This window comes from Streptomyces sp. 378 (assembly GCF_030124145.1).
Taxonomy (GTDB): domain Bacteria; phylum Actinomycetota; class Actinomycetes; order Streptomycetales; family Streptomycetaceae; genus Streptomyces.
On the sequence record NZ_JASKMS010000009.1, the window covers coordinates 89,777 to 105,549 of the forward strand.

Genomic DNA, 15,773 nt, shown 5'->3' on the forward strand with positions numbered 1-15,773 from the left:
AGATGCGCTGCCGCTCCAGGAAGACCAGGACGTCCGCTGACAGGAGGATCGACGAGGCGTCGAACCTGACGTCCTGAGACATACGCTTCCTTTCGGGAGACGGACCGCAGAGTCCCCCGGCCCTGCACACAGGCGGCCTCCGAGGCCGCCCCACGCAATCGAACTGGACTTCGCAGAACGAAAGTTGAACCGAGAAGCGCTACGAGGCTGCCCAGAGCGTAAATGATCTACACCGTGATACGACCGTGATCTGGGTTACTGCTCAAGCCTCATGAGCTGCGTATACTCGCGCGCCCTCACGCACGTGAGGGCGACCGTGCCCTCGCGATCAGTCGGCCGGATCCCCGGAGCCCGTGTGTACTGGGTGCACGTGCTCACGGCGAGAGGAGTAGGGCGACGATGCAGGGGTCAGAGGTCCGGCGGGCGGTGGCTGCGGCCATGTCGATCGCCTCTTCACTCGACCTGACAGTCCATGACACGGTCGTTCTTCATGACTCGAACAAGCTCACTCTGCGTCTGCTGCCGTGCGACGTCGTGGCCCGGATGGCACCTGTGGCGCAGCAGGTCGCGCAGTTCGAAGTGGAGTTTGCTCAGCGGCTCGCGGAATCCGGGTGCCCTGTGGCCGCCCTCGCGCCCCGAGTGGAGCCGCGGGTTCACGAGCGTGATGGCTTCGTGGTCACGCTGTGGACCTACTACGAGCCCGTCAGAGCCCGTGAGGTCTCACCGGCCGAATACGCCGGTGCGCTGGAGCGGCTGCATGCCGGCATGCGCACACTCGACGTCCCCGCGCCGCGCTTCACGGATCGAGTGGAGCAGGCGCAGCGACTCGTGGCGAACCGCTGCCGGACTCCGGCGCTCGCCGACGCGGACCGGCGGTTGCTCGGTGGCACCTTGCGAAGCCTGAAACGAAGCATCGGCGAGCGCGGCGGCGCGGAGCAGTTGCTGCATGGCGAGCCGCACCCTGGAAACCTGCTCACCACGGCAGACGGGCCGCTGTTCGTCGACCTTGAGACGTGTTGCCGCGGGCCCGTCGAATTCGACCTCGCGCACGCGCCCGAGGCAGTCGGCGCGCACTATCCGGGTGTCGACCGGAACCTGCTGCGCGAGTGCCGCATCCTCGTACTGGCGATGATCACGACGTGGCGCTGGGATCGAGACGATCAGTTCCCGGACGGCCGTCGACTGGGCACGGAGTGGCTCAGCCGGATTCGAGCAGCACTTGACGGCAGCGGCCTGGATGGCCGTGCCTGATGGCGGTCCCCGCGGCTCGTCCCCGGCGCCGTAGAGCAGTCCGAGCAGCGAGCGGTAGCCTCAGCGCGTCTTCGGATGTCGGTGCTGTCGAGCATCACTTGATGGATGCTCAGCGATCCCGGCTCGTCCGTACCGATCACCTCCGGCGGAAAGAGCGCCCGGCGCGTGGGTTCACGACGGTTCGTCCTCCTCGTGGCCGACCGGAAGTTGACCTTGCTTTCCCTTTGCGCTTGGCTACGGCTCCGACCTTTCATGATCCGGGGGGATCCATATGAGCAGCATGGTCCGTGCAGCCGTCCACACCGTGGCTGTCACCTGTCTCGCACTCGGCCTCAGCTCCTGTTCCGAGGCGGTCGACCAGGTCGACAAGGCAGTGGACACAACGTACGAGGTCACCTACGAGGTCACGGGGAAGAACATCGACTCGATCGACTTCCACGGCGGCGCCGGCAAGGCCATGGAGCCGAAGGTCGATTCGGTGTCCAAGCCGCAGCTGCCGTGGAAGAAGACGGTCACCCTGCGGGGCATCATGCCCGCGGCCGTCATCCCGGTCGCCGCGGACCCCGAGGGTTCTCAGGTGACCTGCAAGATCGTCTACAAGGGCAAAGTGCTCGATGAACAGAGCGCCAAGGGCCTCGTGAGCGCAGGCGGTTGCACCGCGGCATCTCCGATCACGGAGTAGCCGGAGTCATGACCGGCCACTGCTGAGAGGCGATGGCCGGTCGCGTGAGCGTCCGCTGCGAGCAGCACGACGGCCGGACGGCGGGCCGGCCCTGAGGGGGCGTTCACTCCACGCACCGGACGCTTGCCCCGGGCGCTTCTCCGCGCCCACCGGGCGCTTGCCCCGGGCGCTCCACTCCACCCCGGACGCTTGCCCCGGGCGCTCCTCTGCGCCCACCGCAGCGCCACACCACGTACGACGACCCGTTCAGCCGGACGGAGCGATCGAGGACCACACGCCGAACCACTGCTCGGCGCCGAACTCCTCGAAACGCTCCACCTCGGTGAACCCGAGCTTGCCCGCGAGGCGCAGGGAGCGGACATTGGCGGTTTGGGTGCAGAGCACCACCGGCTCGCCGGGACATGCGTCGGCGAACCAGTCGAGCGCGGCCGCGCACGCCTCGGCGGCGTACCCGCGCCCCCACGCCTGCGGCAGGAACGTGTAGCCGAGTTCGGCCTCCCCGCCATCCGCACGGAGGTGACCCGGACGTTCTGCGTCACGTCGATCCAGCGTGACCATGCCGATCATCGCTCCGTCGAGATCGATCACGAAGAGGCCAGGACGCCGCCCGGGTATCTCGGGCAGCGCGTGTTCGAGCGCGTCACGCGGTCGAGCGCCGCCGAGGTACGTATGGACCTCCGGCGAGGAGAACAGCTCGATGAACGCCGCCCGGTCCCGCGCCTCGGACTCGCGGAGTACGAGCCGCTCGGTCTTCACGGGGGCGGGTGGCCAGGCCAGGGGCCCCAGTACAGTCATGGCGGGCAACCTATCGCAGGCCGTGCGAGCGATTCCCTGATGCTGTCAGCGTCCGGGAGTGACCAGCAGTTCCTGGCGCGCTGTGCTGGAGTGAGGCCGGCTGACCTGACCTGCGCGGTATCCGTGGTGCCAATCGTGGCTGTCGACTGTTCGGATGCCTTGAGCCGGCTCGGTTCTGGAGTGAGGTCACCGGCTGTCCGCTGCATCGGCAGGACGCACCGGGCGGCATGCTGAACGAACTGGCCGGGCGTGACCTCGTCGAGCGGACCCCCGATCCCGGCGACCGGCGCCGCAACGTCATCACGATCTCCCCCTGGGGCCGCCGCCATCTGCGCCGCCTCGACGAGACCCTGGACGACCTTCACGACACACTGCTCGCACCGCTGAACCCCGCCGAACGCGACCAGTTCATGCGGATGCTCACACGCTTGCTGGACCACCACACGCGGACTCCTTGAACCGCGGGGAGCGCCGAATGCCGGCGCGGTCAGATGGGGGGAGTGACACGGCCGGGCTGACGTGGTGGGCGACCGTCGGCGAGGCGAGCAGGCGCAGGCCCTCTTCCAAGGGCGAGCCGGGTCCGGTCGCGCTGTGGCCAGCAAGTCAGCCGTCTCCCAGTGGGCGCCCTCCACGAGCCGGACAGCACTCGGCTTGGCCTCGGAGGCGAGCCTCCGAGGCGTACGCCGGGTGGCAGGGAGCATGCCCGCCGCCGCGCCCGTCGGCCGAAGGTGGCCCGGCCGGGGGCGCCTCTACGCCCTGTCGCGGCCCACGACCGGCTGCCGCCACCATGCGGCACTCGCGTCGCGCAAGGTGTTGGTGCCGCAGTGCACTTCGCCCATTCCGAGGTGGTACGTGTACCAGTCGTCGATGTACGACACCGCCATGCCGACCCGCTGATATGCGGCGGTCACGGCTTCCGTGAAGATGTCCTTGCCGCCGATGACGGGCCCCCACTGGCGAGGGGCCAGGTAGCGGTCGCGTCCGAGGAGCACGCCGTTGACCGCGCCCGGAACGTATGCGCTGGTCGTCACCGTCGCCGGAGCCGCCGCACGCGAGGTGGCCGGGCTCTCGGCGAGCCACTTCTGCTGGCCGTGTTCACCGAGGCTGTCCACGAGGTCGGAGCCGGCGCCCATGCGCGTCAGGCGCGGAACGGGAACCTCCCGTCCGTCGGCGGTCAGGGCCTCCGAGTCACGGGTGTACAGCGCGGGCACCCGCACGATCTCCGCGTCGGTGACCCCCGTCTCGCGTGTGAGGATCTCCAGGTTGGCCGCGATGCGCCTCGCGGCCATCTCGTTGTCGGCCACCAGGTGACGGGAGGCGAGCGCCTGGTCGATGGTCTCCTTGGGGGCCGGGGTGTGACTGCGGCCCGGGACGGAGAACATCTTCGTCGTGCCGTGGCCGTCGCGCTTGGCGTCGCGCAGCAGCCGCAGCCCCGCCTCGGGGTCGGCGACGCCGATGCGCCAGCCGCGCGGGGTGTCGGCGGGCAGGAACTGCACGAACTCGTCGACGTGCCCCACGCTCAGCCAGGAGGTGTCCAGCAGTAGCGGGTCCTGCAAGCCCTGCGATGCGAGCAGCGTCCGCATCACCTTCGACGGACGCGCCCCGCTGTCCTTGCGCTCGCCCATGATGATCCGCCCGGCCGGGAAGGAGCGCCCACCGTGTGTGTAGGGCGGGATGGTCTCCAGGTTGCCCATGGAGTTGAGCGACCAGTCGTCGGGCTCCGCCGGGTCGGTCACCTGCACGACACCGACGTCCCGGCCGCGCATTCTCTCGAACAGTTCCCGGCCCGCGTCCCGGTCCGGCTGCGCGGAACGCAGCATCACGCGCATCACGTGCCGCTGACCGCCCGGTCCCGCCATGCTGACGTAGGCCGGTTCGACGAAGTCCTGGGCCCAGCGGTCGGCGTACATCTCGAAGGTGACCAGCGGCGTGGTGACCCCCGCCTTCTTGACCTCCTTCCCGAGGGCGGTGACGAACTCCCGCTGAAGCCGGCTGTCCGGACCATCACCCTGCACCTTGGACACCATCACCTGCTGGGTGTCCTGAAGGTGATGCTGTGTCAGCAGCGGCGCGACGCGCAGGGTCACGGCGTCGGAGGTGGACTTCTGGCCGGACGTCACCGTCAGCCGGACCACCGCACGGCCGTCCCACTTCGCGCGGTCCCGGACGACGTCGGTGGCCTCGACACCGAACTCCACACCGGAGCGCAACTCGACGGCCGTCAGCCGCGTCGCGGACGTCACGGGAATCCACTTCCCGTCACGCTTGAGAAAGAGGTGCGCGTGGGTGCCTCCCGTGGCGAGTTTCAGGCTGCCCTCGGCGCCCGCAGGGAGACCGCGCAGGGGAACGGAATGGACCCGGGCGAGGTCAGCCGCGTCCTCAGTGCCGTTGATCTTCGTGTCGGAAGCGTCGTTGCACGCGGCCAACTTCGCGTCGGACAGCGGTGCTCCGCCCGGCCCGGTCACCGGACACCGCTTGGCGTCGTCGTCGATGTTGGGCAGATACACGGCCCCGCGCTCGACGGACCAGCTGTCCTCCCCCTTGGTGTCGCTGCCGCCGGTGACGTCGACCCGCCCGTCACGGTTGACGTCCGCCCGCAGATCGGCGCGCCCGACCGTCTCGGCGGCGACGGCGGAACCGGCAGGCCCGGCGAGCACGGATCCTGCGGCAGTGAGGGCCAGGACCACAGACCCGGCCGGGTACAGGCGCGAACGTATACGTCTGCGTGAACGCACGGCACATTCCTCTCAGTTGTGGGGCTTCGCCCTGCAAGAGGAGGGACCGCGGCTGGGCGTTCACTGTGCGGTGGGTGTTACTTCATACGGGGTCGTCGACGTCGCTCGCGCCGGAATCGTGGTCTCAGCCTGGGCGGCTACTTCGCGGCCCGGACCACGGCGCTCGAACCGCGCCTGGCGGACGTCGCCACCGTCAGCGGTCCCTTCCGCCTCGACTGGCAGTAACTGCCCCCGCCCGTACGGGACATGCTGACCTGCCGTGCCGGAAGGGCCGATGCCGCCCGTGACTTCGCCCGGCACTTGGACCTCGCCGGCCTGGCACCCCGCGTCGCCGCCCCACTGCTCGTCGTGGACGGTGACCAGGACGTCATCCCCGGCGTGACGAACGGCGAGTCCCTGACGCGACTGGCGCCGCTCGGCGGATACCTGTCCGTCCCGCCTGGTGACCACCTCTTCGGCAACGCCCGGCTCGACTGGATGCCGCACCACCTCAGCGACCACATGGCCCGCACCCTCACGGCGACACCTGCGTGAAGCGCTTCACCCGGGGTGCGCGCGGTTCAGGCGATGGACGCAGAAACGATGGCCGAGACAGCGAGGTTGCAGGAGGCCGTCACCCAGACCGCAGGATGAGGCTCTGCCTCGACCAGCGTGGCACCGAGGCGGCCCGGGGTGACCAGGTCCACCACCCAGAACGCCACCGCCATCATCACCAGTCCCAGCAGACCGAACGCCGCGGTCGAGACCAGTCCCTTGCCGAAGTCCTCGTAGGTCGTCCAGATGGACGTGAACACGATGCCGCCGATACCGAGCAGCGCGGAACTGAGGACCGTGGCGGCATTGCGATTGCGCTGCTCCCAGATCTGCCGGCCGAGTTTTCCGGGCGTCAGCACATCGACCAGGACGATGCCGAGGACCAACAGAACCAGGCCCAGACCGCCGTACGCAGTGGCCCGCCCGAGTCCGTTGACGATGTCGCTCATGGGGTTGCCAACTCCGAAGCTAGGGATCATGACTGATCGCGGTCAAGGAGAGGCAAAATGTAGCGCACACACGCTGCCCGCCGAACGGCGCCCGCCCCTCCGTGGGACGCAACGGCGACAGTCCACAACCCCTGGTGCCGTCGGGCGCGGCGGTGGCGCCGGGGTGATGCGTGTCATGGTCGGGATGTTCGGACCGGACATGCGCGATCATGGCCGGACGGAGGCTCGTTTCCTTGGCATCACCGACCTGGCCGAAGCGCCGCCCGTGGCGGTCGTGGTCGACGTCATGCGTGCTTTCACGGTGGCTGCCTGGGTCTTCGCCCGAGGGGCGGAGAAGATCGTTCTTGCCGAGTCGCTGGACGAAGCCCTGGCCTTGAAGGCTCGCCACCCGGAGTGGGTGACGCTCAAGGACGGGCCGCCCGCGCCCGGCTTCGACAGGGTCAACTCGCCGGGCCTGTTGCGCTCGGCCGACCTCGACGGACGGACCGTTGTCCAGAAGACCACAGCAGGGACGGTCGGCGCCCTGGCGGTCAAGGAGGCGTCGCTGGTGCTGTGCGCCGGCTTCGTGGTGGCGGAGGCGACGGCCCGGCTCCTGCGGGCTCGTGCGTGCGACCGTGTCACGTTCGTGGTCACCGGCGAGGGCGGACAGGCCGATGAAGACCTGGCGTGCGCTCACTACATCGCGAGGAGGGCCACCGGCGCCGACACGGACGCGGCCGAGTTCCTCCGCCGCGCCGGCGACTCGCGTGCCGCCGCCGAGCTCGCGGAGGGGGTGCGTCAGGGAGTTCATCCCGATGACATCGCACTCTGTCTTGAGCTGGACCGCTTCCCCTTTGCCATGGTGGCGACCCCGGAGGACTCGCTGATGGTCCTCCGCCCGTGTGCCGTGCCTTCGCCGACCGACGAGCCTTCGACCTGATCGCACTGGGCGGCCAGGCAGGTATCAACGCACCGTAGGGTGCGCGTGGCAGGGTGGTTCGGCCCCGGTGCGGCGGACGCCGTACCCCACCCGAGAGGAAGGATCGACAAGACATGCGCGTCATCGCGGCCCACGGCCCGGGGGAGGCGCTCCTATGAGCGGAGCCGAGGAACGGGAACCCGTCCTCTTCCGCACCAGCGGGCGCGCCGCCCACATCACGCTCAACCGGCCTCGGGCCCTCAACGCCCTCACCCACACCATGGTCCGCCGCATCGACGAGGCGCTGACCGCGTGGGAGCGGGATCCGGCCGTGAAGACCGTCGTCCTCACGGGCGCGGGGGAGCGCGGCCTGTGTGCCGGCGGTGACATCCGTGCCATCCACGACGACGCCCGCGACGGTGACGGCACTGCCTCCGCCTTGTTCTGGCGCGACGAGTACCACCTCAACGCCCGTATCGCCCGCTGTCCCAAGCCGTACGTCGCCGTGATGGACGGCATCGTCATGGGTGGCGGAGTGGGCCTGTCGGCGCACGGCAGCGTCCGTGTCGTCACCGAGCGGTCTCGGGTCGCCATGCCGGAGACCGGCATCGGTTTCGTGCCGGACGTGGGCGGCACCCGTCTGCTCGCCCTGGCCCCCGGGGAGTTGGGCACCCACCTTGCCCTGACGGGCGCTCACATCTCGGCCGCCGACGCGCTGCTGTGCGGGCTCGCCGACCACTACACGCCGACGGCCTCGCTCCCGGACCTCCTCGACGCCCTGGCCGACGCGCCGGCAGGGGAGGCCCTGGCCGGCTTTGTGCGGACCCCGCCGCCCGGGGTTCTGGCCGCCCAGCGTGACTGGATCGACGCCTGCTACTCCGCCGACACCGTCGAGGAGATCGTGCGTCGGCTGCTCGCGCAGGGTGACCCCGCCGCTAAAGAGGCCGCGGAGACCCTGCTCGCCAAGTCGCCGACCGCCCTCAAGGTCACCCTCGCCTCCCTGCGCCGTGCCCGGAGGCTCGGCGCGCTGGAGCCGGTCCTGAACCAGGAATACCGCGTCTCTTGCGCCGCCCTGGCCACACCCGACCTGGTGGAGGGAATCCGGGCCCAGGTCATCGACAAAGACCGCAGGCCGCGGTGGTCACCGAAAACCCTCACCGAGGTCACCGAGGCCGAGGTCGAGCGCTTCTTCGCCCCACTCGGCGATCGCGAACTCGGCCTGTAGACGGACGGACGCTCAAGGGAAGTCCGGCACGGCCTCGAAAGGCCCGCGGTAGGCGTTGCGGGAATGAACGCACGGGCTTCTGAATTGGCCGATAGCCGTATGCGGGGCGCGGGGATGCTGGGAATGCCGGAGTGGCGACGCTCCGGCACCCCGGCACCCCATCTGCTTCCGGAATACTCAGAGCATGAGCAGCAGCCGCGTGTTCGGTATGAGCTTCCGATTGACGCTGGTGCTCTGCACGAAGATGGTGAAGTGGTCGTTGTGGTCCGGCTTGACGCGGACTTCCGTAGCGGGCAGTCCGAGCAGGGTTCGGGCCGCGGGCCCCGTGAACACGCGGTCCGTCTTCTTCTCCAGCACCGCGATCTGCTTCTGCGCCTGGATCTTCTCCGACTTGCTCAGTTGGTAGAACGCCTTACCGGTCTGGTAGGTGTGCCCGCACTCGGTCACCCATTCCCTGATCGCCGCGTCGCGGGCCACGGGGATCAGCTGGTACTTCGACGGGTCGACCGGGGTGAGGCCGGCTGCCTTGATGGTGTCTTCGTTGACGGCTTCCGCGCCGGTGGAGAACACCGCTCGCGATCCCCGGATGCCCTGGGTGCGGCCCATCATGAAGTTCTCGGTGGCCTGCCGGATGACCTGCCCGGCCTCCTCCAGGCCCTGTGTGCTGGTGGCGTCCCATATGGCGATGTTGTCCTTGGGGAAACCGCACTGCATGGCTTCGCGCTTGCCCATTTGGTCGGGCACCAGGACGGCCAGCGTCCAGTTGTCCTGCTGTGTCTCGATCATCTGGGCGACGGCCTGGACCAATTGACGCGGATCCCTGGTGGGGGAATCCGGGCAGCGGTGGCTCGCGTTCTCCTGCCCGTCGGTCAGCACGAACGTCAGAAAGCTGTGGTCGCCGTACAGTTGGGCCGTTTGAGCCAGCTCGCTCTGTGACTTGAGGGCGGCCGCCAGGAGGGCCGTCATTCCACCGGTCCGGTACAACTGCTTCAATGACGGCATGCGCAGCACGTCCTTGTCGTAGATGACGCACTCCACCTTGTCGGCGAAGGCGTACACCGTGACGCGCGTTTCCTGATCCAGTTCCCTGGAACGGCGGGCGAGATACGCGATCTGCTGATCGGCGACTTCGACGACCTTGCGACTCAGGTGCGACATGGATGAACTGGCATCCAGCACCAGAGCGACGTGATTGATGTAATTCTGGCTTCCGGACATCACAGCTCCCCCTTGTTCCGGCTTGATGCCTCTACCTTCTCACCCACCACTGACAATCGATCTCGGCTCGAGGTGGTCCTTCTGAAACGGCACGGTGCGCTCGCCGTGCTCCTCGCCCCAGCGAGCCCGCAGCGTCCGGCGCTACGACAGCAGCATGCGTGTCCACGCCACGGCCAGCAGCGTGCAGACGAGGGTGAACAATCCTTGCACCACGGTGGTGACAGGCATCCTCAGACGGGCGTGCACGAAGGCACCGGTCGCGGCCACGGCCGGAATCCCCCAGATGACGAGCCAGATCAGAACAGGGGTGTCGCGGGACTGCGCGGGGCGCGGGGAGTCCGGCGACGGCGCGGTTCCCATGCCGACCACGAAGAGCAGTATCGCGCCGACGACCACGATCACGGCGTCCGCGACCGCGAGCAGCAGGGCAACAGCGATGTCGGTCAGCCGGGAAGGGCGTTCGCGCCGGGCAGGCGCCGGGGAGTCCTGGTCATCCACGGGCGGTGAGGACATGACCCGACTCCACCATGGAATGGCACGTTCGGCGCCGTCCGTGACCGTGAAGCATCCCGACTGTGACCATCGGGCTGTGAGTATCGGACCCCACGTGGGGCCCGGCGGCACCAGCCACCGACCCTGCGCGGGCGCGCCACGTCGACGCGTCACCGCGCAGCCAGCCGGAAGCCGATAGTTCAGGTCTTCCTGAATTCAGGATTTCTTGTACTCTCATGGGGTGCTGACCATCGCCCCGGACGTCGAGGTGCTCACGCGCTTCGGCCGCGCTCTCGCAGACCCCATCCGCTGCCGGCTGTTGCTGGCCCTGCGAAAGGCGCCCGCCCACCCGTCGGACCTTGCCGAGACGCTCGGCGTCTCCCGCACCCGACTGTCGAACCACCTGGCCTGCCTGCGCGACTGCGGCCTGGTCGTCGCCATCCCGGACGGCCGCCGCACGCGCTATGAACTCGCCGACGACCGCATCGCAGACGCACTGGACCACCTGCGCACCGCCGTGGTGGCCGTGGAAACCGATCGCACCTGTCCCGACGCCGACACGAAGGGGTGCTGCTGATGACCGCGCTGTCCCTCGGCCCGAGCCCCGCCCGCCGCGACGCACTCACCCGTCGCATACGGCTGTTGGTCGCCGGCACGATCGCCTACAACGTCATCGAAGCGATCGTCGCCATCACCGCCGGCACGATCGCCTCCTCCACCGCCCTGATCGGCTTCGGGCTCGACTCCGTCATCGAAGTCTCCTCCGCCGCCGCGGTCGCCTGGCAGTTCTCCCCAGCGGACCACGCGGTGCGGGAAGCGCGCGAGCAGCGCACCCTGCGCATCATCGCGGTCTCGTTCCTGGCCCTCGCCGTCTACGTCACCGTCGACGCCGTCAGCGCCCTGACCGGCACCGGCGAAGCCGAACGCTCCATCCCCGGCATCGTCCTCGCCGCCCTCTCCCTGGCGATCATGCCGTTCCTGTCCGCAGCCCAGCGCCGCGCCGGTCGCGAACTCGGTTCCGCCAGTGCGGTCGCCGACTCCAAGCAGACCCTGCTGTGCACCTACCTGTCGGCAGTCCTCCTCGTCGGCCTGGTCCTCAACGCCACCCTTGGCTGGTCCTGGGCCGACCCGCTCGCCGCCCTCGTCATCGCCGGCATGGCCGTCAGGGAAGGCCGCGACGCCTGGCAGGGCAAGGGCTGCTGCGTCCCCACTGCGGGCCCGGCGGACGACACCCGAACGGAGTCCCGAGCAGGCGACGCGTGCGGCTGTGGCACGGGCCGCGCCTGCTGTTCGTGAACATCACGTTGCCGGCCCGCCCCTCCGCGGGCGACTGCCCCGATACCGGCCGGGCTGTCGCCCGCGGAGGGGCGGGCCGGCGGCCGGGCTGCTGATGTCGACAGTGACCGCGCCCGTAGGCCTGTCCGCCGCCGTCATCCGCGTCTGCGCCCCCTCCTGGCCTGGACGTTGTCCGGCTGTTGGCCGCCGCCGTCCAGCGCGAAGGAGCCTCGAGTTCCGAAGAGGAGGTGGGGTCCGGGCGGGCACCGTCGGCCGGTTGCATCGACGGGGCCCGCTCGGTGTGCCGGTGATCGGTCAGGCTGTGTGCAGCCTCAGCCCGTACCGGTTGAGGATCTCGTTGACGGGCTGGTGCCAGGTCTCGCCGCCGCTGCGGCAGTTGCCCCAGCCGCCCGAGGTGACGCCTTGGGCCTGGTCGCCGCTGATGAAGGAGCCGCCCGAGTCACCGGGCTCGGCGCAGACGCTGGTCTTCGTCATCTGGTGGACGGCACCCTGGCTGTAGTTCACCGTCTCGTTCTTCGCCAGCACCGTGCCGCAGTGCCAGTGGGTGGTGGAACCGGAACGGCAGACGGACGCACCCACCGGGGCCTCGGCAGAGCCGCGGACGAGCTGGTCGGGGACCGTGCCCCAGCCGAGCACCACCGGTACGGTCCACCAGCCGCTGCCCACGTTCACCCAGGCGTAGTCGTTGCCCGGGAACGACGACCCCTGGAAGTTGCCGATGTAGGACCGGTCCCAGCCGTACACCGCCGCGCTCGGTGAGCCGCAGTGCCCGGCGGTGACGAAGCCTCCGTGCACCGAGAAGCCGATGGAACAGCGCACGTTGCCGGTGTAGTAGGGATCGCCGCCCACAGTGCCGGCGGCGAAGGTGCGCGGTGCGGCGGGGGTGTGTCGCACCGTCACGGGACCGGCCTGACGGGCTCGGGAGAGGAAGGCCTGGACATCGTTGTCGTTCCGGTGTGACGTGACGATGTTCACGACGACCTTGTTGACCTTCGGGTCCACGTGCCAACTCCCGACTCCGGCAGGGGCTCGCAGCGCGTCGAGCCGCTCCTTCGCCGCGTCGAGTTGGCGGGCGTCGTACCGCACGAGGCGAACGGCGGCTCCGCTCGCGCGTACGGCGTCGGCGCGCGCGGCTCGGGTGACGGCGACGGTGAGTTTGCCGCTGTCGGCGTCGAACCAGGAGCCGCCGTAGGCCGAACCGGCGGCACTGCGCGCCTTGCGTTCGACGGCTGTCGCCGCCTTCTCGGCTGCCAGGCGTGTTTCCGCTTGGTCTCGGGTCAGCCCCAGGTCGCGCTGCATCGCGGTCAGGAGATCGGCGGACGCCGGTGCTTCGGTGGAGCGGGTGGGACCCTCCGCGGCGGAAGCCGGCAGGGCGCTCGCGGTCGCCCAGGAGCCGAGCAGGAGCAGAGCGGACAGGCCGGTGCGCAGGATGGTGGTGCGTCTCAAGGGATGCCCCTTCGTTGTTCCAGCAGGGTGGGGGTGGAACAGCAGAGCTTGAGAGCGCTCTCGGAATATGCGCGGCAGAGCCTAGCCGGTGATCATGGGAAGGTCTAGGCCTCTTCTCGGGCCGTGTGCAGTCGGACGACGCAAGCTTGTCGCGTACCCGGCGCCCGAATAGACGACCGCACGATCACGCCGAACCGTGACCGTCCGTCAGTGGACGCCTCGTGAACTGCACCCACGCCACGACTGGTTCAGCCATCGACGGGGAGAATCCGAACCAGGCCCACCCGGTTTCGCCCGTCCGTCTTCGTGTGGGTGGCCAGAACTCTGAAGGGGCCGACGCGCAGCGGGACCGGTGCCTGGGCGGGCATCCCGCCGCCGGGATACGCGGTGTCGAGTTCGGACTCTCCTTCGGGGCAGTCCATGAGCACGGCTGGACCGTCCGACACCCACGTGCCGCACGTCTCCCAAGCGGTGGCCGGGTCCGTGAGTACGGCCTCGGCCGCGGCCCTCGACCCGGTTGCGGAGTCGGCGGCGAGCCACCGTGGGAAAGCCCGCCCGCTCGGGCAGATGGCAGCTGGTGGCCGGCTCGACCGCCAGCACCAGTGCCTGCGCACCACTCTCGCCCACACAGCGATCACACCGGCCAGATCGTCCACCGCGCAGGCCCGGTCGTAGTCGTCAGGAGCGGTGGCGTCTCCCGCCATGACCGCCGTCTCCGTACATCCGCGCCATGCGGCCGACGCGGAGACCGGGGTGACGTTCAAGGGTCGGCCCATCGACTCCACCCAGACGGGAGAGGCGGGGACGCGTCCGGTTCGGTAGACGGGGAAGCGCTCATGGTGTCAGCGTGCCGTTCCCGGCCCGTTCCCCGCCCGTTGCGGGGGATGCGGCCCGAGGGGAGGGCCGTGACGCAGGCGTTCGGGGAACGGCCGCGGTGACCGTTCCCCGAGCGAGCGACACTGTGGCGGTGGGGCGCAGTCAGCAGCGTCCGCTGCCGACCCCGTCGATCCGGCCGCCGAAATCGCCCTTGTACGCGCGGCGCCAGTCGCCGTTGTGCACCTGACGCGTCTCCTTCGGCGCCCAGTTGATGAAGCAGGCGTCGGTGCCGGCCACGAACGAGCCGACGTTGTCATGGAGTTGTGGAGGCAGGTCGCGGTAGCCGCTGGCGGCCGTCCATTCCCATCTCGAGCCGCGGAAGTCCGTTTCACTGAAGAAGCAGACCGAACCGCCGGGACACGGGGGTGGCGCGGCGGCTGACGCGCTCGTGCTCGGCACGACGAGGGTGGCCAGGGACAGAGCGGCGACAAAGCCCCAAGAACGCAGCTGCATGCGATTCTCGAAAGGGGAGAAGGAAGGGTCGCGCTGATCCTTCCGGAGGGGCAAGCGAGCCGGTATCGCCCGGCGGAGTGATCCGCGGCCGAGCATCACTTCGCCAGGGGGCACGAGCCGACCGTGTCCGTCCCCGTGTACACCGGACGGGACCCGCGGGGACGGGTCGGCCGGAAGTCTGGTGTCTGCCGGGGCGGAGTCGGGGCATACGGGCTTCACCCCCTTCGAGAGGAGCTCGTTTCATGCTCGGCATAGTCGCGGCGGTGCTGTTCTTCTTCGCGTTCTTGATCAACGCGGCAGAGATCAGCACCAACGATGTGTTCTCTTCGACGAACGTCATGTTGCTGGGCTTGCTGTGCCTGGCTCTGCAGGTGGCCGGCGTCGGCGGCGGCTGGAGCCGCAGACGGTGACTTCGCCCCTGGGCCGGAAGGCCTGCTAAGGGCGTCCGCATAAGGGCCCGTCGGCAAGCTGCCGACGGGCCCTTACCGATCGTTTGAAACTGTGTCGCGGAGTCGCCCGAACTACGCCGTACCCCCCTTGAGCGCCCGGCCGTGCGACCCGTCGAGATCACGCATCGTCCATGCCCGGCAAGTCCCGCAGGCCCAGCCGGACCGTCAACCGCCGGGCAGCCGCCCCGGCATACCGAGGGTCGTCCTGACAGGTGTCAGGACGACACCGGAGGCCGGCTCGGATACGTTCCCGGGCATACCGCAGAGCACCTGTCTGCGGCACACGTGGTCATCGGCGCTCCTGCTTTTCACGCCGGAGGGGCCCGGTGGAGTCGGACCAGCACCGGACATTTTTCCCGGTGCCCTTGCTTCATCACGAAAGGAATGGCATGTCCCTACTGAAGCGGTACGCATCGCTCGCGGCTGCAACGGTGGCGCTCCTGGCAGTGGGATTGGCCGGACCGGCCTCCGCCGAGACGACACCGCCCCACGCGGCCTTCGACGAACAGGCCCGCGCTGCCGGCCTCAGCCGAGACCAAGCCGACGCTCTCCAGGCGAAGATGGACCGCTACCTTGCCCGCCAGGACGGACGGCAGGTCTCGGCGAACGAGATCGTCCTGGCCGACGGTGCCACGCTCACGGTCACCGTCCCCGGGGAGAAGTACGCGCGCGAACTGAGCACGTCGGCCGGAAGCCGTGCCGCGGCACAGTGGGAGTGCGACTACGGGTACTTCTGCATGTTCCGTCAGCAACTCGGCTTGGGTGACCGACTCGCCCTGTACCACTGCCAGGACTACGCACTGCAGAACTGGACCGGCGACGGCTCGTACTACAACCATCAGACGCCGGGCACCCGCGCCTTGTTCAAGAACCAAAACCGCAACGTCATCTTCACCACGCCTGGCGCTACCCACAGCGAGCCGAGTTACAACTGGACTCCCGTCTGGTACGTCAGGCCCTGCTGACCGGTCGCT

General features: G+C 69.2%; 17 protein-coding genes and 1 pseudogene. 10 read left to right on the top strand and 8 right to left on the bottom strand.

The features are described 5' to 3' along the window. Positions 1-399: 399 nt before the first annotated feature. Together QNO09_RS15000 and QNO09_RS15005 are read left to right on the top strand one after the other, a co-directional pair. The gene (locus tag QNO09_RS15000) at positions 400-1,251 is read left to right on the top strand and encodes a phosphotransferase enzyme family protein (protein WP_283970669.1); all 852 of its coding nucleotides are present in this window, start codon (positions 400-402) and stop codon (positions 1,249-1,251) included. 271 nt (positions 1,252-1,522) lie between these two features. Beyond that, positions 1,523-1,933, top strand: a complete 411-nt coding sequence (locus QNO09_RS15005; RefSeq protein WP_283970670.1) for an MmpS family transport accessory protein — start codon at positions 1,523-1,525, stop codon at positions 1,931-1,933. A gap of 246 nt (positions 1,934-2,179) precedes the next feature. Here QNO09_RS15005 and QNO09_RS15010 read toward each other — a convergent pair whose 3' ends face one another. After that, positions 2,180-2,728 carry a GNAT family N-acetyltransferase gene (locus tag QNO09_RS15010; protein WP_283970671.1) on the bottom strand — a complete coding sequence of 183 codons (549 nt, stop codon included), beginning with the start codon at positions 2,726-2,728 and terminating at the stop codon, positions 2,180-2,182. Positions 2,729-2,952: 224 nt separating this feature from the next. On the opposite strand from QNO09_RS15010, the pseudogene QNO09_RS15015 reads away from it, so the two are divergent. Beyond that, positions 2,953-3,186, top strand: a pseudogene (locus tag QNO09_RS15015) (MarR family winged helix-turn-helix transcriptional regulator); the annotation flags it as partial. Positions 3,187-3,477: 291 nt separating this feature from the next. Here QNO09_RS15015 and QNO09_RS15020 read toward each other — a convergent pair. Then, positions 3,478-5,463 carry a protein-arginine deiminase domain-containing protein gene (locus QNO09_RS15020; RefSeq protein ID WP_502962295.1) on the bottom strand — a complete coding sequence of 662 codons (1,986 nt, stop codon included), beginning with the start codon at positions 5,461-5,463 and terminating at the stop codon, positions 3,478-3,480. A gap of 246 nt (positions 5,464-5,709) precedes the next feature. Here QNO09_RS15020 and QNO09_RS15025 point away from each other — a divergent pair, with 246 nt between their 5' ends. Continuing rightward, entirely contained in the window at positions 5,710-5,997 is a 288-nt protein-coding gene (locus QNO09_RS15025; RefSeq protein ID WP_283970673.1) for a hypothetical protein, read from the top strand. Between the two features lie 26 nt (positions 5,998-6,023). On the opposite strand, the gene QNO09_RS15030 is transcribed toward QNO09_RS15025, so the two are convergent. Next, complete coding sequence (locus tag QNO09_RS15030; RefSeq protein ID WP_283970674.1) at positions 6,024-6,446, bottom strand: DUF350 domain-containing protein; 423 nt, start codon at positions 6,444-6,446, stop codon at positions 6,024-6,026. A gap of 175 nt (positions 6,447-6,621) precedes the next feature. Between QNO09_RS15030 and QNO09_RS15035 the strand changes: the two genes are divergently transcribed. Together QNO09_RS15035 and QNO09_RS15040 are read left to right on the top strand one after the other, a co-directional pair. Next, a complete protein-coding gene (locus QNO09_RS15035) occupies positions 6,622-7,365 on the top strand; it encodes a 2-phosphosulfolactate phosphatase (RefSeq protein WP_283970675.1) in 744 nt (247 codons plus the stop codon). 154 nt (positions 7,366-7,519) lie between these two features. Further along, a complete protein-coding gene (locus QNO09_RS15040) occupies positions 7,520-8,569 on the top strand; it encodes an enoyl-CoA hydratase/isomerase family protein (RefSeq protein WP_283970676.1) in 1,050 nt (349 codons plus the stop codon). Between the two features lie 177 nt (positions 8,570-8,746). On the opposite strand, the gene QNO09_RS15045 is transcribed toward QNO09_RS15040, so the two are convergent. Then, positions 8,747-9,787: a vWA domain-containing protein gene (locus tag QNO09_RS15045; RefSeq protein ID WP_283970677.1), complete on the bottom strand. Its 1,041-nt coding sequence runs from the start codon at positions 9,785-9,787 to the stop codon at positions 8,747-8,749. Positions 9,788-9,928: 141 nt separating this feature from the next. Continuing rightward, positions 9,929-10,300, bottom strand: coding sequence for a hypothetical protein (locus QNO09_RS15050; protein ID WP_283970678.1), 372 nt, complete (start codon positions 10,298-10,300; stop codon positions 9,929-9,931). 220 nt (positions 10,301-10,520) lie between these two features. Between QNO09_RS15050 and QNO09_RS15055 the strand changes: the two genes are divergently transcribed. Together QNO09_RS15055 and QNO09_RS15060 are read left to right on the top strand one after the other, a co-directional pair. Then, positions 10,521-10,856 carry an ArsR/SmtB family transcription factor gene (locus QNO09_RS15055; protein ID WP_283970679.1) on the top strand — a complete coding sequence of 112 codons (336 nt, stop codon included), beginning with the start codon at positions 10,521-10,523 and terminating at the stop codon, positions 10,854-10,856. After that, on the top strand, positions 10,856-11,575 hold the full coding sequence (locus QNO09_RS15060) for a cation efflux transmembrane domain-containing protein (protein WP_283970680.1): 720 nt from the start codon (positions 10,856-10,858) through the stop codon (positions 11,573-11,575). Before QNO09_RS15055 ends, QNO09_RS15060 begins: the two co-directional genes overlap by 1 nt. 294 nt (positions 11,576-11,869) lie before the next feature. On the opposite strand, the gene QNO09_RS15065 is transcribed toward QNO09_RS15060, so the two are convergent. The 3 genes from QNO09_RS15065 to QNO09_RS15070 all read right to left on the bottom strand — a co-directional run bounded on the left by QNO09_RS15065 (position 11,870) and on the right by QNO09_RS15070 (position 14,350). After that, complete coding sequence (locus QNO09_RS15065; protein WP_283970681.1) at positions 11,870-13,021, bottom strand: S1 family peptidase; 1,152 nt, start codon at positions 13,019-13,021, stop codon at positions 11,870-11,872. A 248-nt stretch (positions 13,022-13,269) separates the two neighbouring features. Next, positions 13,270-13,797: an Imm21 family immunity protein gene (locus tag QNO09_RS39950; protein WP_502962296.1), complete on the bottom strand. Its 528-nt coding sequence runs from the start codon at positions 13,795-13,797 to the stop codon at positions 13,270-13,272. 202 nt (positions 13,798-13,999) lie between these two features. Continuing rightward, the gene (locus QNO09_RS15070) at positions 14,000-14,350 is read right to left on the bottom strand and encodes a peptidase inhibitor family I36 protein (protein ID WP_283970682.1); all 351 of its coding nucleotides are present in this window, start codon (positions 14,348-14,350) and stop codon (positions 14,000-14,002) included. A 242-nt stretch (positions 14,351-14,592) separates the two neighbouring features. On the opposite strand from QNO09_RS15070, the gene QNO09_RS15075 reads away from it, so the two are divergent. Then, positions 14,593-14,760, top strand: coding sequence for a hypothetical protein (locus QNO09_RS15075; protein WP_283970683.1), 168 nt, complete (start codon positions 14,593-14,595; stop codon positions 14,758-14,760). A 428-nt stretch (positions 14,761-15,188) separates the two neighbouring features. Next, positions 15,189-15,764, top strand: a complete 576-nt coding sequence (locus tag QNO09_RS15080) for a hypothetical protein (RefSeq protein WP_283970684.1) — start codon at positions 15,189-15,191, stop codon at positions 15,762-15,764. The last annotated feature ends 9 nt before the right edge of the window (positions 15,765-15,773 follow it).

Excerpts from the sequence above, each read along its gene's own strand:
- QNO09_RS15045 (WP_283970677.1), bottom strand. The coding sequence starts at position 9,787 with ATGTCCGGAAGCCAGAATTACATCAATCACGTCGCTCTGGTGCTGGAT.
- QNO09_RS15040 (WP_283970676.1), top strand. The coding sequence starts at position 7,520 with ATGAGCGGAGCCGAGGAACGGGAACCCGTCCTCTTCCGCACCAGCGGG.
- QNO09_RS15075 (WP_283970683.1), top strand. The coding sequence starts at position 14,593 with ATGCTCGGCATAGTCGCGGCGGTGCTGTTCTTCTTCGCGTTCTTGATC.
- QNO09_RS15025 (WP_283970673.1), top strand. The coding sequence starts at position 5,710 with ATGCTGACCTGCCGTGCCGGAAGGGCCGATGCCGCCCGTGACTTCGCC.
- QNO09_RS15005 (WP_283970670.1), top strand. The coding sequence starts at position 1,523 with ATGAGCAGCATGGTCCGTGCAGCCGTCCACACCGTGGCTGTCACCTGT.
- QNO09_RS15050 (WP_283970678.1), bottom strand. The coding sequence starts at position 10,300 with ATGTCCTCACCGCCCGTGGATGACCAGGACTCCCCGGCGCCTGCCCGG.
- QNO09_RS15060 (WP_283970680.1), top strand. The coding sequence starts at position 10,856 with ATGACCGCGCTGTCCCTCGGCCCGAGCCCCGCCCGCCGCGACGCACTC.
- QNO09_RS15030 (WP_283970674.1), bottom strand. The coding sequence starts at position 6,446 with ATGAGCGACATCGTCAACGGACTCGGGCGGGCCACTGCGTACGGCGGT.
- QNO09_RS15080 (WP_283970684.1), top strand. The coding sequence starts at position 15,189 with ATGTCCCTACTGAAGCGGTACGCATCGCTCGCGGCTGCAACGGTGGCG.
- QNO09_RS15070 (WP_283970682.1), bottom strand. The coding sequence starts at position 14,350 with ATGCAGCTGCGTTCTTGGGGCTTTGTCGCCGCTCTGTCCCTGGCCACC.
- QNO09_RS15035 (WP_283970675.1), top strand. The coding sequence starts at position 6,622 with ATGGTCGGGATGTTCGGACCGGACATGCGCGATCATGGCCGGACGGAG.
- QNO09_RS15000 (WP_283970669.1), top strand. The coding sequence starts at position 400 with ATGCAGGGGTCAGAGGTCCGGCGGGCGGTGGCTGCGGCCATGTCGATC.
- QNO09_RS15010 (WP_283970671.1), bottom strand. The coding sequence starts at position 2,728 with ATGACTGTACTGGGGCCCCTGGCCTGGCCACCCGCCCCCGTGAAGACC.
- QNO09_RS39950 (WP_502962296.1), bottom strand. The coding sequence starts at position 13,797 with ATGGGCCGACCCTTGAACGTCACCCCGGTCTCCGCGTCGGCCGCATGG.